The 19134-nt window shown below is 72.9% G+C and carries 16 protein-coding genes and 1 tRNA gene; 11 read left to right on the top strand and 6 right to left on the bottom strand.

Annotation, left to right across the window (positions count from 1 at the left end; all coding sequences use genetic code 11):
- Window positions 1–46 precede the first annotated feature (46 nt).
- The 5 genes from FF100_RS06400 to greA all read left to right on the top strand — a co-directional run bounded on the left by FF100_RS06400 (window position 47) and on the right by greA (window position 6236).
- Window positions 47–1783 carry an adenylate/guanylate cyclase domain-containing protein gene (locus tag FF100_RS06400; RefSeq protein WP_139034717.1) on the top strand — a complete coding sequence of 579 codons (1737 nt, stop codon included), beginning with the start codon at window positions 47–49 and terminating at the stop codon, window positions 1781–1783.
- Between the two features lie 152 nt (window positions 1784–1935).
- Entirely contained in the window at window positions 1936–3126 is a 1191-nt protein-coding gene (locus FF100_RS06395) for a cell wall hydrolase (protein ID WP_139034716.1), read from the top strand.
- A gap of 733 nt (window positions 3127–3859) precedes the next feature.
- Window positions 3860–4462, top strand: a complete 603-nt coding sequence (locus FF100_RS06390; protein WP_139034715.1) for a hypothetical protein — start codon at window positions 3860–3862, stop codon at window positions 4460–4462.
- A gap of 230 nt (window positions 4463–4692) precedes the next feature.
- Window positions 4693–5682, top strand: a complete 990-nt coding sequence (gene acuI / locus FF100_RS06385; protein ID WP_139034714.1) for an acrylyl-CoA reductase (NADPH) — start codon at window positions 4693–4695, stop codon at window positions 5680–5682.
- 92 nt (window positions 5683–5774) lie between these two features.
- The gene (gene greA / locus FF100_RS06380) at window positions 5775–6236 is read left to right on the top strand and encodes a transcription elongation factor GreA (RefSeq protein ID WP_139034713.1); all 462 of its coding nucleotides are present in this window, start codon (window positions 5775–5777) and stop codon (window positions 6234–6236) included.
- On the opposite strand, the gene FF100_RS06375 is transcribed toward greA, so the two are convergent.
- A complete protein-coding gene (locus tag FF100_RS06375) occupies window positions 6206–7153 on the bottom strand; it encodes a LysR family transcriptional regulator (protein WP_139034712.1) in 948 nt (315 codons plus the stop codon). The two genes, greA and FF100_RS06375, sit on opposite strands and share 31 nt — an antisense overlap.
- A gap of 112 nt (window positions 7154–7265) precedes the next feature.
- Here FF100_RS06375 and wrbA point away from each other — a divergent pair, with 112 nt between their 5' ends.
- A complete protein-coding gene (wrbA, locus tag FF100_RS06370; protein WP_139034711.1) occupies window positions 7266–7865 on the top strand; it encodes an NAD(P)H:quinone oxidoreductase in 600 nt (199 codons plus the stop codon).
- A 225-nt stretch (window positions 7866–8090) separates the two neighbouring features.
- On the opposite strand, the gene FF100_RS06365 is transcribed toward wrbA, so the two are convergent.
- The gene (locus FF100_RS06365) at window positions 8091–9062 is read right to left on the bottom strand and encodes an L-threonylcarbamoyladenylate synthase (protein WP_425463284.1); all 972 of its coding nucleotides are present in this window, start codon (window positions 9060–9062) and stop codon (window positions 8091–8093) included.
- A gap of 156 nt (window positions 9063–9218) precedes the next feature.
- Between FF100_RS06365 and FF100_RS06360 the strand changes: the two genes are divergently transcribed.
- From FF100_RS06360 to FF100_RS06350, 3 genes are all read left to right on the top strand, one after another.
- The gene (locus tag FF100_RS06360; protein ID WP_139034709.1) at window positions 9219–10988 is read left to right on the top strand and encodes an acyl-CoA dehydrogenase family protein; all 1770 of its coding nucleotides are present in this window, start codon (window positions 9219–9221) and stop codon (window positions 10986–10988) included.
- Between the two features lie 169 nt (window positions 10989–11157).
- Window positions 11158–11916 carry an enoyl-CoA hydratase-related protein gene (locus FF100_RS06355; protein ID WP_139034708.1) on the top strand — a complete coding sequence of 253 codons (759 nt, stop codon included), beginning with the start codon at window positions 11158–11160 and terminating at the stop codon, window positions 11914–11916.
- Window positions 11913–12767, top strand: coding sequence for an SDR family NAD(P)-dependent oxidoreductase (locus FF100_RS06350; protein ID WP_139034707.1), 855 nt, complete (start codon window positions 11913–11915; stop codon window positions 12765–12767). The genes FF100_RS06355 and FF100_RS06350 overlap by 4 nt, the downstream gene beginning before the upstream one ends.
- 135 nt (window positions 12768–12902) lie before the next feature.
- Here the strand turns inward: FF100_RS06350 and deoC are convergent, their stop codons facing one another.
- From deoC to FF100_RS06335, 3 genes are all read right to left on the bottom strand, one after another.
- A complete protein-coding gene (deoC, locus tag FF100_RS06345; protein ID WP_139034706.1) occupies window positions 12903–13574 on the bottom strand; it encodes a deoxyribose-phosphate aldolase in 672 nt (223 codons plus the stop codon).
- 91 nt (window positions 13575–13665) lie between these two features.
- Window positions 13666–15828 (bottom strand): Ig-like domain-containing protein, encoded by a 2163-nt coding sequence (locus FF100_RS06340; RefSeq protein ID WP_281287266.1) that lies wholly within the window; start codon window positions 15826–15828, stop codon window positions 13666–13668.
- Between the two features lie 239 nt (window positions 15829–16067).
- Window positions 16068–16143, bottom strand: a tRNA-Glu gene (locus FF100_RS06335).
- Between the two features lie 260 nt (window positions 16144–16403).
- On the opposite strand from FF100_RS06335, the gene FF100_RS06330 reads away from it, so the two are divergent.
- Both FF100_RS06330 and FF100_RS06325 read left to right on the top strand, forming a co-directional pair.
- Window positions 16404–16715, top strand: coding sequence for a PilZ domain-containing protein (locus FF100_RS06330; protein WP_139034704.1), 312 nt, complete (start codon window positions 16404–16406; stop codon window positions 16713–16715).
- 199 nt (window positions 16716–16914) lie between these two features.
- Window positions 16915–17226 (top strand): PilZ domain-containing protein, encoded by a 312-nt coding sequence (locus FF100_RS06325; RefSeq protein ID WP_139034703.1) that lies wholly within the window; start codon window positions 16915–16917, stop codon window positions 17224–17226.
- Between the two features lie 417 nt (window positions 17227–17643).
- Here FF100_RS06325 and FF100_RS06320 read toward each other — a convergent pair whose 3' ends face one another.
- Window positions 17644–19026 carry a class II 3-deoxy-7-phosphoheptulonate synthase gene (locus FF100_RS06320; protein ID WP_139034702.1) on the bottom strand — a complete coding sequence of 461 codons (1383 nt, stop codon included), beginning with the start codon at window positions 19024–19026 and terminating at the stop codon, window positions 17644–17646.
- Window positions 19027–19134: the final 108 nt, after the last annotated feature.

Genomic DNA, 19134 nt, shown 5'->3' with positions numbered 1-19134 from the left:
CGTGCGGACATCGTTGTCAGCGCAGGCCGCCCTGAGAGAGACCCTGATGCGCGAGCCGCCTCCCGCCGTCGGTCCGGCTCCGGAGGCCGGCGCCCGCCTGTGGCGCGGCTCGCTCGCCCAGCGCCTGCGGCTGGTCTCGGGCCTCGTCCTGTTCGCCTTCGCGGCCACGCATTTCGCCAACCATGCGCTCGGCCTCGTCGGCCTCGACACGATGATGGACGTGGCCCGCTGGCGGGTCGCGGTCACGCGCTCGATGCCCGGCAGCCTCGTTCTCGGCCTCGCGCTGCTCGCCCACGTCGCCTTCTCGCTGGTGCGGCTCGCCGAGCGCCGAACCCTGCGGATGCCGCCCTGGGAGGCGATGCAGACGGTCCTCGGCTTCGCGATTCCGTTCCTGCTGGTGCCGCACGTGCTCGGCACCCGGATCGCCAACCTCGTCGACGGGACACGGACCAACTACGCTTACGTGATCGTCCGCATCTGGCCCGACGGCATGGGGTTCCAGACCGCCCTGCTGCTGGTGGTGTGGCTGCACGGCTGCCTCGGCCTGCATGCCTGGCTGCGCCTGTCGCCGCTCTACCGGCGGATGGCGCCGCTCCTTGCGGTGCCGGCCTTCGGCCTGCCGGCGGCGGCGCTCGCCGGCATCGTCACGCAGGGCCGGATCATGGAGCGCGACCTGGTGCTGGCGCGCCGCTTCGAGGCGCCGGATCTCGGCGCCCGCTGGCAGGTGCCGCCGTTCGATGCGACGGTCGCGGCCTGGGGCGACACCGTGACGGGGGCGATCTACGCCGCCGTGGCGTTCGCCCTCGGCATCGTGCTGGTCCGGGCGGCCGCGTCCTTGCGGGCCCGGCGCTTCGGCGTGACCTATGTCGGCGGCCCGACCGTGCGCAGCCTCGAGGGGCCGACCTTGCTCGAGATCAGCCGGGCGAACCGGGTGCCGCATGTCTCGGTCTGCGGCGGGCGCGGGCGCTGCTCGACCTGCCGGGTGCTGGTGGTGAGCGGCGAGGATCACCTGTCGCCGCCGGGCGCCCAGGAGGCGGCGGCCTTGCGGGCGATCGGCGCGCCGGCCAACGTGCGCCTCGCCTGCCAGGCGAAGCCCGCCGGCGACGTGGCGGTGATCCGCATCCTCGACCCGCGCCGCGATTCGGCGGGCGAGCACCTCGCCAACACGGACGTCGCCGGCATCGAGCGCGAGGTGGCGATCCTGTTCATCGACATCCGCGGCTTCACGCCGCTCTCGGAGCGCAAGCTGCCCTTCGACGTGGTGTTCATCCTCAACCGCTTCTTCGAGGCGGCGGGGCGCGAGATCGAGGCGGCGGGGGGGTGGATCGGCGGCTATGCCGGCGACGGGCTGCTCGCCCTGTTCACCCATCCGGACGGGATCGGCCCGGCCTGCCGGGCCGCCTTCGCGGCGGCCGGCCGTGTCGACGCCGCGGTGACCGAGCTCAACCGCCAGCTCGCCGCCGAGCTGCCGGCGGCGCTCCGGATGGCGATGGGGCTGCATGCCGGCCCCCTGGTGCTCGGCCGCCTCGGCTACGGCGCGAGCCGCGGCATGTCGGTGATCGGCCCGGCGGTGAACCTGGCGAGCCGGCTCGAATCCCTCGCCAAGGCCGCCGACATGCAGCTCGTCGCCTCCGAGGAGGCCGCGCGGCGGGCCGGCCTCGCCCTCGACGGCCTGCGGATCGAGACCGTCTCGGTGCGCGGCGTGGCGGCGCCCCTGCCGGTGGTCTACGCCCCACGGGCCGGCGATCTCGCGGGACGGTTGCGCCGCCCCGCCTCGGCTTAACCAACGCTCAACCATACCCCGCGACACTCGCCGTCAGGTTTTCGGTCCCGCGCGGGCCGGGCGGGCTCGTGCGGAGTGGGGTTGGGACCTTGGCCAGGCGGTACTTGCGCAAGCGGGACCTGCGCAGACGGCAGGAGCGGCGGACGAAGGGGATGCGCTGGCTCGGCGCGGCCGTCGCGCCCTGGGCCGTCGGCCTCGGCGTCCTGGTCTCGTTCACGGCGTCGGCCGGCTACGAGACCTCGCTGGGCTCGAACGCAGTCGCACGGCTCGTGCCGCGCGGGATGCCGCCGCTGCCCGAGCGCGGTCTGATCACGCCGGTCAGCCTCTCGCAGTTCAGCCTCGCCGGGCCCTTGCGCCTCGCCCTCGACGCCGAGCCCCTGCGCCCGGACCTGAAGGCCGATGCCCGCACCCGGCCGCTGGCGCAACGCAGCCACAAGGGCGACGCCCTGGTGCCGGCCCGGGTGGCCGGCGCCGCGCCTGCCGCGTCCGCGAATGCGGGCTGGCTCGGCAGCACCGGCCCGAGCATCGCCTCGACCTTCACCCCGGGCACCGCGACCTGGAACCCGGAGGCCGAGGCGCAGGAGGGCTTCGTGCCCTTCGCGGAAGCCGGGGGCGAAGCCGGCACGAGCTCGCCGGCGGCCGGCGCCACGGCGCCGACCCGCGGGGCCGCCGCCGGCGGCCAGACCGCCGCCAAGGTCCGCGACATCGGCCGCGAGGGCAGCACCCCGGCGGTGCCGCGCGCCGTCGCCCTGTCGTCGACGACGCCGGCCCCGGCCGACGCGACCCCGGTCGAGATCGCGGCCGGCGGCCAGATCTCGCCGCGCCTCGACCGCGACACCCGCGCCGCCGTCACCACCGCGGCCCGCATCGCCCCGGAGGCCCTGCCGGGCGAGGATGCGAAGCGCCGCTATGCCGACCTGATCACGCCGGAGAACGCCGAGAAGGAGCAGCGCTGCCTGGCGGAAGCCGTGTATTTCGAGGCCCGCGGCGAGCCCGAGCAGGGCCAGGCCGCGGTCGCCCAGGTGGTGCTGAACCGGGCCAAGAGCGGCCTCTACCCGGCCAATATCTGCGGCGTGGTCTACCAGAACCGCCACCGCTACATGGGCTGCCAGTTCTCCTTCGCCTGCGAGGGCAAGTCCCTGCGCATCACCGACGACGCCTCGTGGCAGACCGCGACCCGCGTTGCCCACGCGGTGGTCGAGGGCCGCACCTACCTCGCCGATGTGGGCGGGGCGACGCATTACCACGCGGATTACGTGAAGCCCCGCTGGTCGCGCCGCCTGCGCAAGATGGACGTGATCGGCCGTCACATCTTCTACCAGCTGCGGCCGGGGCAGACGTGACCGGCTGACGCACCGCCCGATCGGGGTGCTTCGGGCGATGCTCCATGTCTCCGATACGGCCGCATGTTCGTCGCCCGGCCGGCGGCCGCTTGGTCGGGCAATGCTCCGCGGCGTAACGACGGCCACCATCATCGACAGATCCCGATACGGTATCGGGGCGGTCGATCGGCAGTCGGTTACGCCCTTCTCGACGGAAGAGCGCCGCGTCGGCGGACGGGAATCCCGGATCCCGCTGTAAAACGTCGCGAAGCGACCGCGGCCTGACACGGGCAAGCCTGCCGGGCCGCTCCGCGGCGCTGCTTGTGCCGGATCCCGGGTTGCCTTCCCCATCGTTCCCGTCGTCCGGGACAGGGAAGCGGCCCGCGAGGATCATCAGCCCTCGGGACACACCGATGCCCTCAGCGTTGCCGCGTCAGCGACCGGGCCGGGACGGGCATCGGTTCCGCCCGGCCCCCAGCTATCAACAGCTCTTATCGCGTCCAATGGTTCATATGTAGTCTATCGACTCCGAACAATCCGATGGTTCCCGAGTCCTGCCTAGCGATCGACTCTCAGGCTTGCGCGAAGCCCTCCGCAATTCACCGAAATACGTAGTAAATCCCGAGGGCAATTTTACCCTCTTCGGGCTTTCGGCTTGCCTGATGGGCCTCGGAACGGCTTCTCTCTCGGGCAAGCGTGGCGCTGGCGAGCGTCGCGCGGACATCTTCCCCGCCATCCCCGAGGACCACCGATCATGACCGCCCCGGTCACCCGTGCCATCGCCGCCGCCGCCCTCGCCGCGGGCCTCGTCTCCACCGCCCCGGCCTTCGCCGGCGGCTACGGCTGCACCACCGATTGCTACCGCCACGTCTCGACGCCGCCGGTCTACGGCACGGTGTCCGAGCAGGTGATGGTGCGCCCGCCGCGCACGGTCAGCCACGTCGTGCCGCCGGTCTACGACACCGTCTCCGAGCAGGTGCTGGTCGCCCCGGCCCGCCGGGTGTGGCAGACCTCCGTCGACGCCTACGGCCAGACCGTCGGCTGCTGGGTGACGATCCCGGCCCGCTACGCCACCCAGACCCGCCGCGTGCTGGTGCGCCCGGCCCAGGTCGTGCCGCAGGTGATTCCGCCGGCCTACGCCTCCTATCAGCGCCGTGTCCTGGTCGAGCCCGGTCGCTCGGGCTGGGTGCCGGCGGGCGGCGGCTATGGCGGCGGCTACGGTGCCGGCCCGGCCCCGGGCGGGATCGTCGGCGCGGGCCTCGGCCTCGCGGGAGCGGGCATCGGGCTCGCCGGCGCGGCGGTCGGCGCCGGGACCGGCCTCGTCTTCGGCGGCGGCAGCATCTACGACGGCTACTGAGATTCCGTCGCCGAAACGGCCGCCGGGTCGGCGGCGGATCCGCTTGCACGACCAACACCCTCATCGGAGTGGCGTCGCGCCAGTCCGATGAGGCCGGAAAGCGGCCCGGGGCCCGTCCGGGCCGCCTCGCCGAATGGACGTGTCCCGCGGCCTTGCCGCGGTGCGACGGCCGCTCCACAACCCTGCACGAAGCGAACGCGGCACGAGCCGCGCGGTCAGGGAGATGGCGCGTGGGCACCTTCAAGGCAGTGGTGATCGAGAAGGGCGACGGCGGACAGCGCGTCGCGCTCAAGGATGTCGACGAATCCGAGCTGATGGACGGAGACGTGACCGTCCGGGTCACCCACTCCACCCTCAACTACAAGGATGGGCTGGCGCTGACCGGCAAGTCTCCGGTGGTGCGGCGCTGGCCGATGATCCCGGGCATCGACTTCGCCGGCGTTGTCGAGGCCTCCTCCCACCCGAGCTGGAAGCCCGGCGACGCCGTGGTGCTGAACGGCTGGGGCACCGGCGAGACCCATCTCGGCGCCTACGCGGAGAAATCCCGGGTCAAGGGCGACTGGCTGGTGGCGTTGCCGGCCAATTTCACCCCCGACCAGGCGATGGCGATCGGCACCGCCGGCTACACCGCCATGCTGGCCCTGCTGGCTCTGGAGCGCCACGGCCTCACCCCGGAATCCGGCCCCGCCCTGGTGACCGGCGCGGCCGGCGGCGTCGGCTCGGTGGCGGTCTCGCTGCTGGCGAAGGCCGGCTGGCACGTCATCGCCTCGACCGGACGGGCCGAGGACGAAGCGGAGTACCTGCGCGGCTTAGGGGCTGCCGAGGTGATCGACCGGGCAGAGCTCGGCACCCCGGGCAAGCCGCTGGGCAAGGAGCGCTGGGCCGCCACGATCGACGCGGTCGGCTCGACGACGCTCGCCAACGCGCTGGCGATGACCCGGTACGGCGGAGCGGTCGCGGCCTGCGGGCTTGCCGGCGGCATGGACCTGCCGACCTCGGTGGCGCCGTTCATCCTGCGCGGGGTCGCGCTCTACGGCATCGAGAGCGTGATGGCGCCGCTCGCCTTGCGCCGCGAGGCCTGGGCACGGCTCGCCCGCGACCTCGATCCCGCCGCCCTCTCGGCGATGACCACCACCGTGCCCCTCGCCGAGGTGATCGCGCGCGGTCCGGAGATCCTGGCCGGGCGAACCCGCGGGCGAACTGTCGTGACGATCGCCTGAACGGTCGTGACGATCGCCTGAGCGGGCGTGGCGATCGCCTGAGCACGGGCGCGGCGCGGAACCTTGGCGACGCTCCGCGCATTGCCCGTTTCATGAGCATCGCCTTCGTTCGCGAGAAGGAGGGCGGGGAGGCCTTCGAGGATCTTCCCGACCGTCCCGTCTCCCCGCACCCGAACTTCGTCACGCCGGAGGGCCTCGCCCTCATCGACGCGGAACTCGACCGGCTGCACACCGAGCATGCCGGCCTGTCGCCCGACGACAAGGCGAACATGGCGCGGGTGAACCGCGACCTGCGCTACTGGACCGCCCGGCGCAACTCAGCGCAGGTCGTCGAGCAGCCCCCCGGCGACACCGTGCATTTCGGCTCGACCGTGACCATCGCCCGCGAGGGCGGCACCGAGCAGACCTTCCGCATCGTCGGCGAGGACGAGGCCGACCCGGCCAAGGGCACGATCGGCTACGTCGCGCCGCTGGCCCGGGCGCTGACCGGCAAGCAGGCCGGCGACACCGTCACGGTGGCCGATCACGAGGTCGAGATCGTCTCGGTCCGCTGAAGCCGGACGGGATCCGCGACCCTCTGCACTTGCCTCTGTACTTGCGCCCGCCCCTCGATGAGGTCGCGCTCGCGGGCGATGGCGGCGCCGACGAAGTCGAGGAAGGCCCGCACCCGGGCGGCCCGGCGCAGGTCGGGATGGGTCAGGAGCCAGAGTCCGGCATCCAGTTCCGGCTCCGGTCCCGAGAGCCGCACCAGGCCGGGGCGGCGGTCGCCGATGACGCAGGGCAGGGGGCCGATGCCGATTCCCGCTTCGACCGCGTCCGCCAAGCCCTGCACCGTGTCGAGGCGCAGGACCACCTGCTCCGGGCGGCTGCGCTCCTGCACGTAACGCGCCGCTGCGGCCGCCCCGAGGCGGGGGGCCGGCGAGACCCAGCGCGGGGACCGGTCGGGGTCGCGATCGCCCCGGCCATAGACCGCCCAGGCGATCGTCGCGAGGCGCCGCCCCACCAGCGTGTCGGGCGGGTCGTTGGTGGCCCGCAAGGCCACGTCGGCATCGCCCTTGGCGAGGTTGAGCGCCTGCTCGGACACCACCACGTCGAGGCGCACCTCCGGGCAGCGGGCGCAGAACGCAGCGAGGATCGGGGTGAGGAGGCCGGTGAGCAGCGAGGCCGCGGTGGTGACGCGCAACTCGCCCGCCGGGCTCAGGCCCTCGCTCTCGATCCGCCGGGTGAAGGCCAGCACGTCCTCCTCCATCCGGGCGGCGATCCGCGCCATCTCCTCGGCCGCCGGCGTCGGCACGTAGCCGGTGCGGTGGCGCTCGAAGAGCGGCGTGCGCAGGGCCGCCTCGATCTGGCCGAGGCGGCGGAAGGCGGTGGAGTGGTTGATGCCGAGCCGCTCGGCGGCCAGCGTCAGGCCACGCTGGTCTGAAATGGCCTTCACCAGCCGGAAATCGTCCCAGGCGAGGGCGGTGGTCACGATGCCGGACTCCGATCCTTGCGCGACTGCAAGCGCGGGCTTGCAGCATAGGCCATTTCCGGCGGGCCCGCGATCGACGATGGTCCCCCCGAGACCGATGGGAGTTCATGCGATGGCGAAGGTTCTGGTCCTCTACTACTCCACCTACGGCCACATCGAGACGATGGCCTACGCGGTGGCCGAGGGTGTCCGCGAGACGGGGGCCGAGGTGGTGGTCAAGCGGGTGCCCGAGCTGGTGCCGGAGGAGGTCGCCCGCAACTCGCACTACAAGCTCGACCAGGCCGCCCCGGTGGCGACGGTCGACGAGCTGCCGACCTACGACGCGATCATCTTCGGCACGCCGACCCGCTACGGCAACATGGCGTCGCAGATGAAGAACTTCATCGACCAGACCGGCGGCCTGTGGGCCAAGGGCGCCCTGATCGGCAAGGTCGGCTCGGTCTTCACCTCGACCGCCTCGCAGCATGGCGGCCAGGAATCGACGATCCTGAGCTTCCACACCGTGCTCTTGCATCAGGGCATGGTGGTGGTCGGCCTCCCCTACAGCTTCCAGGGCCAGCTCGGCACCACCGAGGTGATGGGCAACTCGCCCTACGGCGCCTCGACCATCGCGGGCGGCGACGGCAGCCGCCAGCCAAGCGCGGTCGAGCTCGAGGGCGCCCGCTTCCAGGGCCGCCACGTCGCCGGCATCGCGGCGAAGCTGGCGGGCTGACGCCCCCCTGCCTCCCCGGCCTCCGCCAAAGAAAAAGCCCGGACGAATCCGGGCCTCTGAGGCGGAAGGTCGATGGGGGCTTAGGTGACCTTCTAGACCCTACCAACGCGGGCGGTGCGGGATCGGTTCCGCGGGTTCCGCAAAAAAATCGGGGCCGGCTCCGATCGATCCGGAGGCGGTGATCCCGCCGGCGTCACGATCGGCGAGGAGCGCCCGAGCGAGCCGTCACCGCGGCGCCGCCGCCCGCGCGAGCCGGTCGCGGATCGCCTCGCCGAGGCCGGTCTCCGGAATCGGCGCCACCGCGATCGTCGCGGCGCCGCTCGCGTCGAGCCGGCGCAGATAGGCGAAGAGATGCGCCGCCGCCTCGGCGAGATCGCCGGCCGGACTGAGGTTCAGGGACGCGGACGCCGCGTCGAGCCCGTCCGGCCGGATCGGGCCGAACAGCAGGACCGCCTCGCCGGGCCGTACCGCGGTGGCGTCGAGCCGCACCGCGGCGCGGGGCGCGTAGTGCGAGGCGAGCAGCCCGGGGGCGATCGGCGCCGCCCCGACCGGCGCGACCGGCAGCGCCAGCCTCCGGCCCAAGACCGCCTCGATCGCCTCCCGCGAGACGCCGCCCGGCCGCAGCAGCAGCGGCGGACCGTCGAGGCAGGCGACGATGGTCGACTCGACCCCGACCGGGCACGGCCCGCCGTCGAGCAGGGCCGCGATCCGCCCGTCGAGGTCGCCGAGGACGTGGTCGGCATCGGTCGGGCTCACCCGGCCCGAGCGGTTGGCCGAGGGCGCCGCCACCGGGCAGCCCGCCGCCGCGAGCACATCGCGGGCGAGCCGGCTCCCCGGAACCCGGAGCGCGACGCTCGGCAGCCCGGCCCGGGCGAGGTCGCAGACCCGCCCGCCAGCGGCGACCGGCACCACCAGGGTGAGGGGGCCGGGCCAGAACGCCTCCGCCAGCCTCGCGGCATCCGCACCGAACACCCCCTCCCGCCGCGCCGCGGCGAGATCGGGCAGGTGGGCGATCAGCGGGTTGAAGCGCGGCCGCTCCTTGGCGGCGTAGATGCCCGCCACCGCCGTGGCGCTGCCGGCGTCGGCGCCGAGCCCGTAGACGGTCTCGGTCGGGATCGCGACCAGCTGTCCCGCGCGCAGCAGGGCGCCGGCCTCCGCGACGCCCGCGGCATCGGCGGCGAGGCGCCGGGTCGGCATTGACCCGCGATCATCGTTCACGTCTAAACTATCCGTCACCATGCCGCCGGCCGTAGCGTCGGCGGCGGCCGCACGTCAAATCCAAAGGGTGGCTCCCAGGACCCGAGCAGCGGGCCCGCCGGCGAAACCGCCCCGCTCTCCCGGGAGGAGAACTCGATGACCTATCGCGCGCCCGTGGCCGAGATGGCCTTCACCCTCCGCCACGTCGCCGGGCTCGACCGCGCCATCGCGGAGGGCCTGCACGGCGACCTCTCGGACGACCTCGTCGACACCATCCTGGACGAGGCCGGGCGCTTCGCCAACGACGTGGTGGCGCCCCTGAACAAGGTGGGCGACCGGCACGGCACCCCGCTCAAGGACGGGGTGGTGACGATGCCGCCGGGCTACCGCGAGGCCTACCGCGCCTGGACCGAGGGCGGCTGGAACGCCCTGCCGGGCCCGGTCGAGTATGGCGGCCAGGGCCTGCCGATCCTGCTCAACGCCGCCTGCATCGAGATGTGGAACTCCGCCGCGATGGCCTTCGGCCTCGGGCCGCTGCTCACCGCCGGCGGCGTCGAGGCGCTGAGCCGCCACGGCAGCGAGGAGCTGCGCGCCCGCTACCTCGAGAAGCTGGTCTCGGGCGAGTGGACCGCCACCATGAACCTCACCGAGCCGCAGGCCGGCTCGGACCTCTCGGTGATGCGCACCCGGGCCGAGCCCGCCGGCGACGGCTCCTACCGGATCTCGGGCGAGAAGATCTACATCACCTGGGGCGAGCACGACCTGACCGACAACATCGTGCATCTGGTGCTCGCGCGGCTCCCCGACGCGCCGGCCGGCACCCGCGGCATCTCGCTGTTCCTGGTGCCGAAGGTGCTGCCGGACGGCACCCGCAACGCGCTGACCTGCGCCGGCATCGAGCACAAGCTCGGCATCCACGGCTCGCCGACCTGCACCATGGTGTATGACGGCGCCACCGGCTGGCTCGTCGGCGAGGCCAACCGGGGCCTCGCCTGCATGTTCACGATGATGAACAACGCCCGGCTCGGCGTCGGCCTCCAGGGTGTCGCGATCGCCGAGCGGGCCTATCAGCAGGCGCTGTCCTACGCCCGCGACCGCCGCCAGGGCCGGGCGGGGGCCGCCGCGGATGGCGCGAGCGCGATCATCGAGCATCCCGACGTGCAGCGGATGCTGCTGACCATGAAGGCGCTGACGGGCGCCTCCCGCGGCATCTGCTACCTGACCGCGGAGGCGATCGACCGCGCCCACCGGGCCCCGGACGAGGCGGCGCGCAAGGCCGCGCAAGCCCGCGCCTCGCTGCTGACCCCGGTGGCGAAGGCGTTCTCGACCGATATCGGAATCGAGGTCGCGTCGCTCGGCATCCAGGTCCATGGCGGCATGGGCTTCGTCGAGGAGACCGGCGCCGCCCAGCACCTGCGCGACGCCCGCATCGCGGCGATCTACGAGGGCACCAACGGCATCCAGGCGATCGACCTCGTCACCCGCAAGCTGCCGCTGGAGAACGGGGCGGTGGTGCGCGGCCAGATCGGCGCGCTACGCCTCGTCGCCGAGCGGGTGCTGAAGGAGGGCGGCCCCGCCTTCGGCCACACCGCCCCGCGCCTGCGGGAGACGATCGAGGCGCTCGACCGGGCGACGAGCCATCTCCTGAAGGCTCTCGGCTCGAACCGGCCCGAGGAGGCCTTGGCCGGCGCCACCCCGTATCTGCGCCTGTTCGGCCTCGCCCAGGGCGGCGCCTGCCTGGCACAGGCCGCCCTCGCCGCCCACGCCGCGGTGGCGGCGGGCGCGACCGACCCGGCCCACCCAGCCCGGATCGCCCTCGCCCGGTTCTTCGCCGAGAACCTGGCGACCGCCTCTCGCGGGCTGGAGGAGACCGTGACCGGCGGCGGCGGCTTCCTGCAGGACGGGGCGCTGGCGCTGGCGGGGTGAGGGGATCGGGCAGGGGAGCGTTTCACTCCCGTCCGAACTTCGACTGATCCGCCCCTCACATCCTCCGCGTCGTCCCGGGGCCGCGCAGCGGAGCCCGGGACGCCGCCGCGGGTGGCATGTCGTTGATCTGGCAGAACGCTGCCGCTCGAACCGATACTGAGTGAGCCCCATGACCGATCACGTCCGCATCACCGACGAGCCCGGCGGCGTCCGCCTCGTGCGGCTCGCCCGCCCCGAGAAGAAGAACGCCCTCACGGGCGCGATGTACGACGCCATGCGCGAGGCGCTGGAGGGCGCCGATCGGGACGCGTCGGGCGTCGGCGCCGTCGTCTTCGCCGGGACCGAGGGCGTGTTCACCGCCGGGAACGACATCGCGGATTTCGTCTCCCGGGCCGAGCGCTCCTTCGGCGACGCGCCGTCCCTGCGCTTCATCCGCCAGCTCGCCGTGACCCGCACCCCGATGGTGGCGGCGGTGGACGGGCTCGCGGTCGGGGTCGGCACCACCCTGACCCTGCATTGCGACCTCGTCTACGTCGCCCCCGCCGCGACCTTCCGGATGCCCTTCGTCGATCTCGGCCTCGTGCCGGAGGCGGCATCGAGCTACCTGCTGCCGCGCCGGGTCGGGCTGCCGAAGGCAACGGAGCTGCTGCTGCTCGGCGAGGCGTTCGGGGCCGACGAGGCGGTCCGCCTCGGCCTCGCCAACGCCGTGGTGCCGGCCGACGGCCTCCTGGAGCATGCGCTGGCCCAGGGCGCGAAGCTCGCGGCCAAGCCCCGCCAGGCCCTCGCCGCCGCCCGCCGGCTGATCCGTGGCGACCACGCGGCGGTGAGCGCCGCCATGGACGCCGAGGCCGCGGCCTTCGACGCGGCGCTCCGCTCGCCCGAGGCGCAAGCCGCGTTCCAGCGCTTCCTGTCCCGCGGCGCGCGGTGAGGCCGCCCGGCATCCCGGACCTCTCGGGCAAGGTCTGCCTCGTCGCCGGCGCCTCGCGCGGGGTCGGGCGCGGCATCGCCCGGGGTTTGGCTGAGGCCGGGGCCACCGTGGTGGTCACCGCCCGCTCCAGCGAGACCGGCGCGCGCACCGACCAGCGCGCGGAAGCCCTGGAGGACACCGCCCGGGAGGTCGACCTCGCGGGCGGGCGCGGCCACCACTACCTCTGCGACCATACCCGCGAGGTCGAGGTCGACGCGATGGTGCATTGGCTGCTGCGCCGCTTCGGCCGGATCGACGTCGCGGTGTCGAGCGTCTGGGGCGGCAACGAGGGCTATGACGGCGTGCGCTATCCCGACGGCGCCGCCTGGGGCACGGCCTTCTGGCGCCGCGGACTCGCTCCCTTGCGCCACGGCCTCGAGACCGGGCCGCTCGCCGGCCTGCTGCTTGCCCGGGCCGTCGCCCCCGCCATGGTCTCGGCGAAGGGCGGCCTCCTGGCGCTGGTCTCGTTCGGCACCGAGGATTACCTCGGCGACCTGTTCTACGACCTGGCGAAATCCGCCACCAACCGCCTGGCCTTCGGCATGGCGGCGGAGCTCGCGCCCTACGGGATCACGGCGCTGGCGCTGGCGCCCGGCCTGGTGCGGACCGAGCGGGTGATCGAGGCCGGCATGGCCGGGGAGGCGGGCGAGAGCCCGCTCTATGCGGGGCGGGCGCTCGCCGCGCTCGCAGGTGACCCGGAGGTCGGGGCACGGGCGGGCCGGGTGCTGCACGTCGCCGATCTGGCGCGGGATTACGGCTTCACCGACGAGGATGGGACGCGGCCGGAGCGGTACCGTCCCGGGGAGGGCTGAGGCGCGGGCGTCCCGGCGTCGCGCCTGTCCAGCCGCCCGCTCCGTGATCCCTGGGGCCGCTCCGTAGACCCCGGGAGGACGGCCTTGAGCGTCGGGACGACCGGCGACGTGTCCGGCGTCGCGAGCGCCGTGGCGTCAATATCCCTCGCCCGCCACCCCCGCCGTCACCAGGGCCACGCCGGAACTCGTCCCGAGCCGCGTCGCGCCGGCCTCCACCAGGGCGCGGGCCACCTCCAGGCTGCGCACGCCGCCGGACGCCTTGACGCCGACGGCCTCGCCGACGGTGGCGCGCATCAGCGCGACATCCGGCACCGTGGCGCCGCCGGTCGAGAAGCCGGTCGAGGTCTTCACGAAATCGGCCCCGGCCTCGACCGCCAGGGTGCAGGCGAGCCGCTTCTGCGCGTCGTCGAGCAGGCAGGTCTCGATGATGACCTTCAGCACCTGCCCCCGGCAGGCGGCGCGCACCGCCGCGATGTCGGCCCGCACCGCGTCGGTGCGGCCCTCCTTCAGGGCACCGAGCGCGATCACCATGTCGATCTCGGCAGCGCCGCTGCGCACCGCGCCGGCGGCCTCCGCGGCCTTGTCCTCCGGCATGACCGCCCCGAGGGGAAAGCCGACGACCGAGCAGGTGGCGACCGCGCTGCCGGCCAGGATCCGGGCCACCAGCCCGACATGGACCGGGTTGACGCAGACCGCCTTGAAGCGGTGAACCAGCGCCTCCTCGCACAGGCGCCGCACGTCGCCGCTCGTGGCGTCGGCCCGCAGGAGCGTGTGATCGATCAGGCCGGCGAGGGCAGGCGCGTTCAAGGCGGGATTCCTCCGGAGCGGCGCCGGGATGTCCGATGCCGCGCCGCGAGGCTTCCCATCGCGGCGCGACGGCCGTCAAGCGGTCCGGCCCTCACCGGAGCCGCGCCGGGAGCGGCATCGCCGAGGTCTTCTCGTCGTAGAGCACGGCGTAGGACCCGGCCTCGAGGTCGAACATCGCGTAGTCGAGCCCCTTGATGCTCTCGACCCGGAACGGCACCCGCTGGCCGCCGCGGGTGATCGCCGCGAGGCGGTGCGACAGGGCCGAAACCGGCAGCATCCCGGTCACCCGCTCCGGCCCGTCCGTGAGGCTGACCCGGAAGGTCAGGTCGTGGCCGTTCCAGGCCAGGGCCTCGAACCGGGTCGCCTCGCGGCGGTCGAGCCAGCGCAGCATCTGCGCCGCCGAGATCAGGGCGACGCCGCGCTCGCGGGCCGCGCTCACCAGATGGTCGAAATAGCCGTCGGTGTAGTCGTAATGGGTGCCGAAGGCGCCGAAGAACTGCTCGGGACCGAGCGCCCGGTCGAGCATGACCTCGATGCCGCGGCGCTGCGCGATGCCGTTCTCGTTCACCAGGTGGCTGGCCGCCTGGTAGATGTCGAGGACGCGGCCGTCGAGATCGGCGAAGCGCTGCGGGAAGCCCGAGCCGGTCATGAAGCCCGGCCGGCGCCGGATCCACGAGCCGGGCCAGTAATAGTAGCCGAGATCGAGCCGGATGCCGGCGGCGCGCTCGATCTTGGCGGTGTCGGCCCAGCCGTTCCAGGCGATGCAGTGCAGGCGATGGGTCGTCTGCGGCGGGAGGCCGAGGCGCGTCGCCACCGCACCGGCCTGCCGGCTCAGCGCCAGGCCGAGGACGGCGGCGTCGACGTCGCGGCAGCCGGTATCGACATGGGCCGCCGTCTCGAAGCCGAGCGCCGCATAGGCCTGGGCCTGCTCCGCCGGCAGGCGGGTCTCCGGCGTGATGTAGGAGGTGGCTCGCGCGCAGTCCCAGGAATCCGGCTTGCAGTCGAGCGGGCTCTCGGCGACGAGGCGCTTGTAGGCGTTCAGGGTCCCGTAGCGGGTGGCGTGATCGTCCCCCGCCATGATCAGGGCGGCGCGGCGCTCGTCCGGCAGGTACCAGACCCGCGGCAGCGGCAGGCGCCCGGCGCTCATCGTCACGATCAGGTTGGCGAGGAGCCGCTGCTGCTCGTCGGCCTGCGGGATCGCGACCCGGGAGAGGTCGAGGTAATCCGGGAAGAACAGATCGTTCGGCCGCCGGGGCGGCAGGCCGTCGCGCTCCTGGCCGACGAAGGCGGGGTTGCCCTGGCGCAGGCGGACCACCGAGGTGGCGAGGTCGAAGGCGAAGGCGGCCGTCTGGCCCTGGCCCACCCGACGGAGCGACACCGCCGGCCAGGGCAGGGTGTCGGTCCCGGTCGAGAAGCGGGCGAGCGCGGTGGCGTCCCCGAGGGCGTAGCGGGTGGCGGGCCCGTGGAACTGCATCGCCACGCCGACGATGCCGCGAGCGGCCGGCGCCTCGGCATCGGCCTGCAGGTAACGCTCGGCGAGGGGGTCACCGCTCTGGGCCTCGCCGGCCGCTGCGAGGCCGAACAGCGGCAGCCACGCACCGTGCGGCCGGATCGCGATCAGGTTGCCGCCCTCTTCGACCCAGGCGGCGAGCCGCGCGGCGAGGGGTTCGTCCGGCGCCTCGGTCATCAGCACCAGGGAGGCCGCGGCCAGGCGCTCCTGCGTCAGCGCCTCCGGCGCCACCACCGCGAACAGGTTCAGGCCCTCGGCCCGCAGGATCTCGGCGTAATAGGCGCCGAGGGGATTCTTGCCGCCGACCGCGACCAGGACCGGCGCCGCGGGCGCGTCCGGCCGCACCGGCGCCGCCGCCAGGGTGAAGCGTCCCTCGGCGGTCTCCCGGAGGCCGAGCCCCAGGGTGCTGGCCGGCGTGGGACCGACCGCGATCCGGTAGGACGCGCCGGGCCGCAGCGGCGCCAGCGGCGTCAGCCGGGCCGAGAGGCTGGCCGCATCGTAGGCGACCGCGACAGGCAGGGCGGTGCCACCCTCCTCCCGCAGCGCCAGGGCGGCCGGGTTGATGGTCTCCGGCGCCATCGCGCGCGAGAAGGCGACCGCGATCGGCAGTCCCGGATAGACTTCCGTCGCACCGTCGCGCGGCATCATGGCAGCGACACGTGGCGACACTTGGTCGAACAAAAGACCGGCCGATGCCGCAATCAACGAACACACGACTCCCGCCACCAGCAGGCGCACGATCATCCGCCGCATCGCGTCTCTCGTCTTACATCGGTTGTTGGTATGACCGATGCTTAGCAGGCCGCTACACACGACGACAGCAAGAGACGGCGGCGAACAGGGTATCCCTTGGTGGAGGGATTGGGACGCCGCTACCGCTTTGGTGGAAGGGACTCGGGTGGAGGGGACGGACGCGACATCGCGGACCCCGCTCGAAGCAGGGCCATCATCACGCTCGCGATGTTTGGGGGTATTCCGGCCGGTGGCGCTCCCAAGGGGACTCGAACCCCTGTTTTCGCCGTGAGAGGGCGACGTCCTAGACCGCTAGACGATGGGAGCTGGCCCGGCGGGATGGCGGCTGTATAGCGACGGTCCGGATCGGGCGCAAGCCCGATCGCCGGCATCCCGGCCGGGCGCCGGAATTTTCTCGGCATGGCGGCCATCTGCCGTTTCACAACTCGCTTGATGCACGCAATAGTTGTTTAACCCTGCCGTGCAAGATTGCGGGGCGGCGCCGGATCCGACCCGATCTGAGCGCAGCGCAATTGAATCGCCCGTGATACAACCTCTCTGCGGAGGAAGCGGGGGTCCGGACGGAGATGAGCGCCGTATCGACGATCGCGACGGGAGAGGGGCTGGACACGCTGGAACGCCGCGAGGCGGACAAGCGGAGCGGGCAGCGTTACGGCACCTCGATGCCGGCGACGATCCTGATGTCCCATTACGACCGCGTGCCCTGCGTGGTGCGCGATCTCTCCGACAGCGGCGCGAAGATCGGCCTCTCCCGGCGCTACATCCTGGCGGAACGGTTCTGGATCGTCATCCGGCACGCCGACGTGGCACGGCGCGCCTCCCTGGTGTGGCGGCGGGGCGAGTTCGCCGGGATCGCGTTCGATCGGCCGCTGGAGTGACGCGACCGCAGGTCCGACGCGGCAGGCGGGGGCGGGGGGCCCTTCGCTGGTCGCGACTGTCGCGAAAGCGGGCAGGAGTGGCTTAACCCTGCCGCCCGATACAATACAGAACAGATCGGTCGCTCCGCTCGCGACCGGATGAGACCGGGCGATCCGTGGTATAACCGTGACACTACGGAATACCGGGATCTGGGCTGAGATGAGCGGTGGATCGACCCTTGAGGCCCTGAGCCAATCGGCCGCCCCGGTCTGTGGCGGCGAAGACAAGCGCGGCAGCCGCCGCTACGGCACGTCGATGCCGGCGACGGTCGTTCTGTTCAACCACGGCCGCGTACCGTGCGTGGTGCGCGATCTCTCCGGCAGCGGCGCGAAGATCGGCCTCTCCCGGCGCTACGTGCTGTCGGACCGCCTCTGGATCATCATCCCCCACATGAACATCACCCGGCAGGCCTCGCTGGTCTGGCGCAACGGCGAGTTCGCCGGCATCGCGTTCGACAAGCCGCTCGGTTGAGTCCGAGGGGGTTCCGGATGCGGTGAGGTCGCAACGGCGTCGTCCGGCCGGATCGCGGCGCCTCGGCGCCGGATACGGGCAGCCGCCCGGACCCGGACGCGAGCGGCCTCCCTCGGATCAGCACCGTCCCGGGCGACCACCGCGTCAGCGAAGAGAGCTCCGGCATCCGCACGAGACCCCGAAGCGTCTCTCTCTGCCGGCACCGGCGCATCCTGCAGAGCCGCTCGCCGGGATCCCGGATCGTCTCGCGCCGACCCGCCCTGGTTCGGGCACGGGTAAGATTCACGAAAGGTCGACGGGCCGACGCGGCACGGGCCGCGTCGCGGCGCCGGCCCGCCGCCATGAAAGAGGCCCGGGACGGGCACCGCGAGCGCGGCGCCGTCCCGGGCCTCTGCCTCGTCACGGTCGGCCGTGCGCCTACTCGGCGGCCTCGATCCGCGGGTGCTCGTGCTGCTTGCGCTCGCGCTTGACGAGGTCGGCGGTCAGGAAGGCCACCTCCAGCGCCTGCTCGGCGTTGAGGCGCGGGTCGCAATAGGTGTGGTAGCGGTCGCGCAGGTCGTCGGCCGTCAGGGCGCGGGCGCCACCGGTGCACTCGGTGACGTTCTTGCCGGTCATCTCGAGGTGGATGCCGCCCGCATGGGTCCCTTCCGCCTGGTGGATGTCGAAGAAGCCCTGGATCTCCTTCATCACCCGCTCGAACGGCCGGGTCTTGTAGCCGCTCGCCGTCACGGTGTTGCCGTGCATCGGGTCGCAGGACCACACCACCTTGCGGCCCTCGCGCTCGACCGCCCGGACGAGGCCGGGCAGGTGATCGCCGACCTTGTCGGCGCCGAAGCGGCAGATCAGGGTCAGGCGGCCGGCTTCATTGGCCGGGTTCAGCAGGTCGACGAGCCGGATCAGGTCGTCGGCCTTGAGCGACGGGCCGCATTTGAGGCCGATCGGGTTCTTGATGCCCCGGGCGAACTCGATATGGGCATGGTCGGCCTGGCGGGTGCGGTCGCCGATCCACAGCATGTGGCCCGACGTCGCGTACCAGTCGCCGCTGGTCGAATCGACCCGGGTCAGGGCCTCCTCGTAGCCGAGCAGCAGCGCCTCGTGGCTGGTGAAGAAATCGGTCTGGCGCACCTCCTGGTGCGTCTCCGGGTTGATGCCGATCGCCCGCATGAAGTCGAGGGTCTCGGTCATGCGCTGCGCCAGGTCGGCATAGGCCGAGGACTGGGGCGAGTCCTTGACGAAGCCGAGCATCCAGCGATGCGCGTTCTCGAGATTGGCATAGCCGCCGGTCGCGAAGGCGCGCAGCAGGTTCAGCGTCGCGGCCGACTGGCGGTAGGCCTCGGTCTGGCGGTTGGGGTTCGGCACCCGCTCGGCTTCCGTGAAGCCGATGCCGTTGACGATGTCGCCGCGGTAGCTCGGCAGCGACACGCCGTCGACGGTCTCGACCGGCGACGAGCGCGGCTTGGCGAACTGGCCGGCGATGCGCCCGACCTTCACCACCGGCGAGCCGCCCGCGAAGGTCAGCACCAGCGCCATCTGCAGGAAGACGCGGAAGAAGTCGCGGATGTTGTCGGCGGAGTGCTCGTCGAAGCTCTCGGCGCAGTCGCCGCCCTGGAGCAGGAAGGCCTCGCCGGCCGCGACCTTGGCGAGGTTCTGCTTGAGCTTGCGCGCCTCACCGGCAAACACCAGCGGGGGAAAGCTCGCGAGCTGCCGCTCCACCGCCACCAGGGCCGCGGCATCCGGATAGTCCGGAACCTGCTGGATCGGCAACCGCCGCCAGCTCGTGGGGGTCCAACGCTCGCTCATCGTCCTCTCCTCGCGCACCTCTTCGATAACCGGTCAGGTCGGTCGCGGAAGCCGGGCTTATAGGGGGGTTTGGGCCGCGGCGCGAGGGGGGCTTTCGGCCAGGATCCG

It is taken from the genome of Methylobacterium terricola (assembly GCF_006151805.1).
Classification (GTDB): domain Bacteria; phylum Pseudomonadota; class Alphaproteobacteria; order Rhizobiales; family Beijerinckiaceae; genus Methylobacterium; species Methylobacterium terricola.
This window is presented reverse-complemented; position numbering and strand designations above follow the sequence as displayed.

Coding starts and splice junctions, on each gene's coding strand:
- FF100_RS06400 (WP_139034717.1), top strand. CDS start 47: ATGCGCGAGCCGCCTCCCGCCGTCGGTCCGGCTCCGGAGGCCGGCGCC.
- FF100_RS06395 (WP_139034716.1), top strand. CDS start 1,936: ATGCGCTGGCTCGGCGCGGCCGTCGCGCCCTGGGCCGTCGGCCTCGGC.
- FF100_RS06390 (WP_139034715.1), top strand. CDS start 3,860: ATGACCGCCCCGGTCACCCGTGCCATCGCCGCCGCCGCCCTCGCCGCG.
- greA (WP_139034713.1), top strand. CDS start 5,775: ATGAGCATCGCCTTCGTTCGCGAGAAGGAGGGCGGGGAGGCCTTCGAG.
- wrbA (WP_139034711.1), top strand. CDS start 7,266: ATGGCGAAGGTTCTGGTCCTCTACTACTCCACCTACGGCCACATCGAG.
- FF100_RS06365 (WP_425463284.1), bottom strand. CDS start 9,062: ATGCCGACCCGGCGCCTCGCCGCCGATGCCGCGGGCGTCGCGGAGGCC.
- FF100_RS06360 (WP_139034709.1), top strand. CDS start 9,219: ATGACCTATCGCGCGCCCGTGGCCGAGATGGCCTTCACCCTCCGCCAC.
- FF100_RS06355 (WP_139034708.1), top strand. CDS start 11,158: ATGACCGATCACGTCCGCATCACCGACGAGCCCGGCGGCGTCCGCCTC.
- FF100_RS06340 (WP_281287266.1), bottom strand. CDS start 15,828: ATGATCGTGCGCCTGCTGGTGGCGGGAGTCGTGTGTTCGTTGATTGCG.
- FF100_RS06330 (WP_139034704.1), top strand. CDS start 16,404: ATGAGCGCCGTATCGACGATCGCGACGGGAGAGGGGCTGGACACGCTG.
- FF100_RS06325 (WP_139034703.1), top strand. CDS start 16,915: ATGAGCGGTGGATCGACCCTTGAGGCCCTGAGCCAATCGGCCGCCCCG.
- FF100_RS06320 (WP_139034702.1), bottom strand. CDS start 19,026: ATGAGCGAGCGTTGGACCCCCACGAGCTGGCGGCGGTTGCCGATCCAG.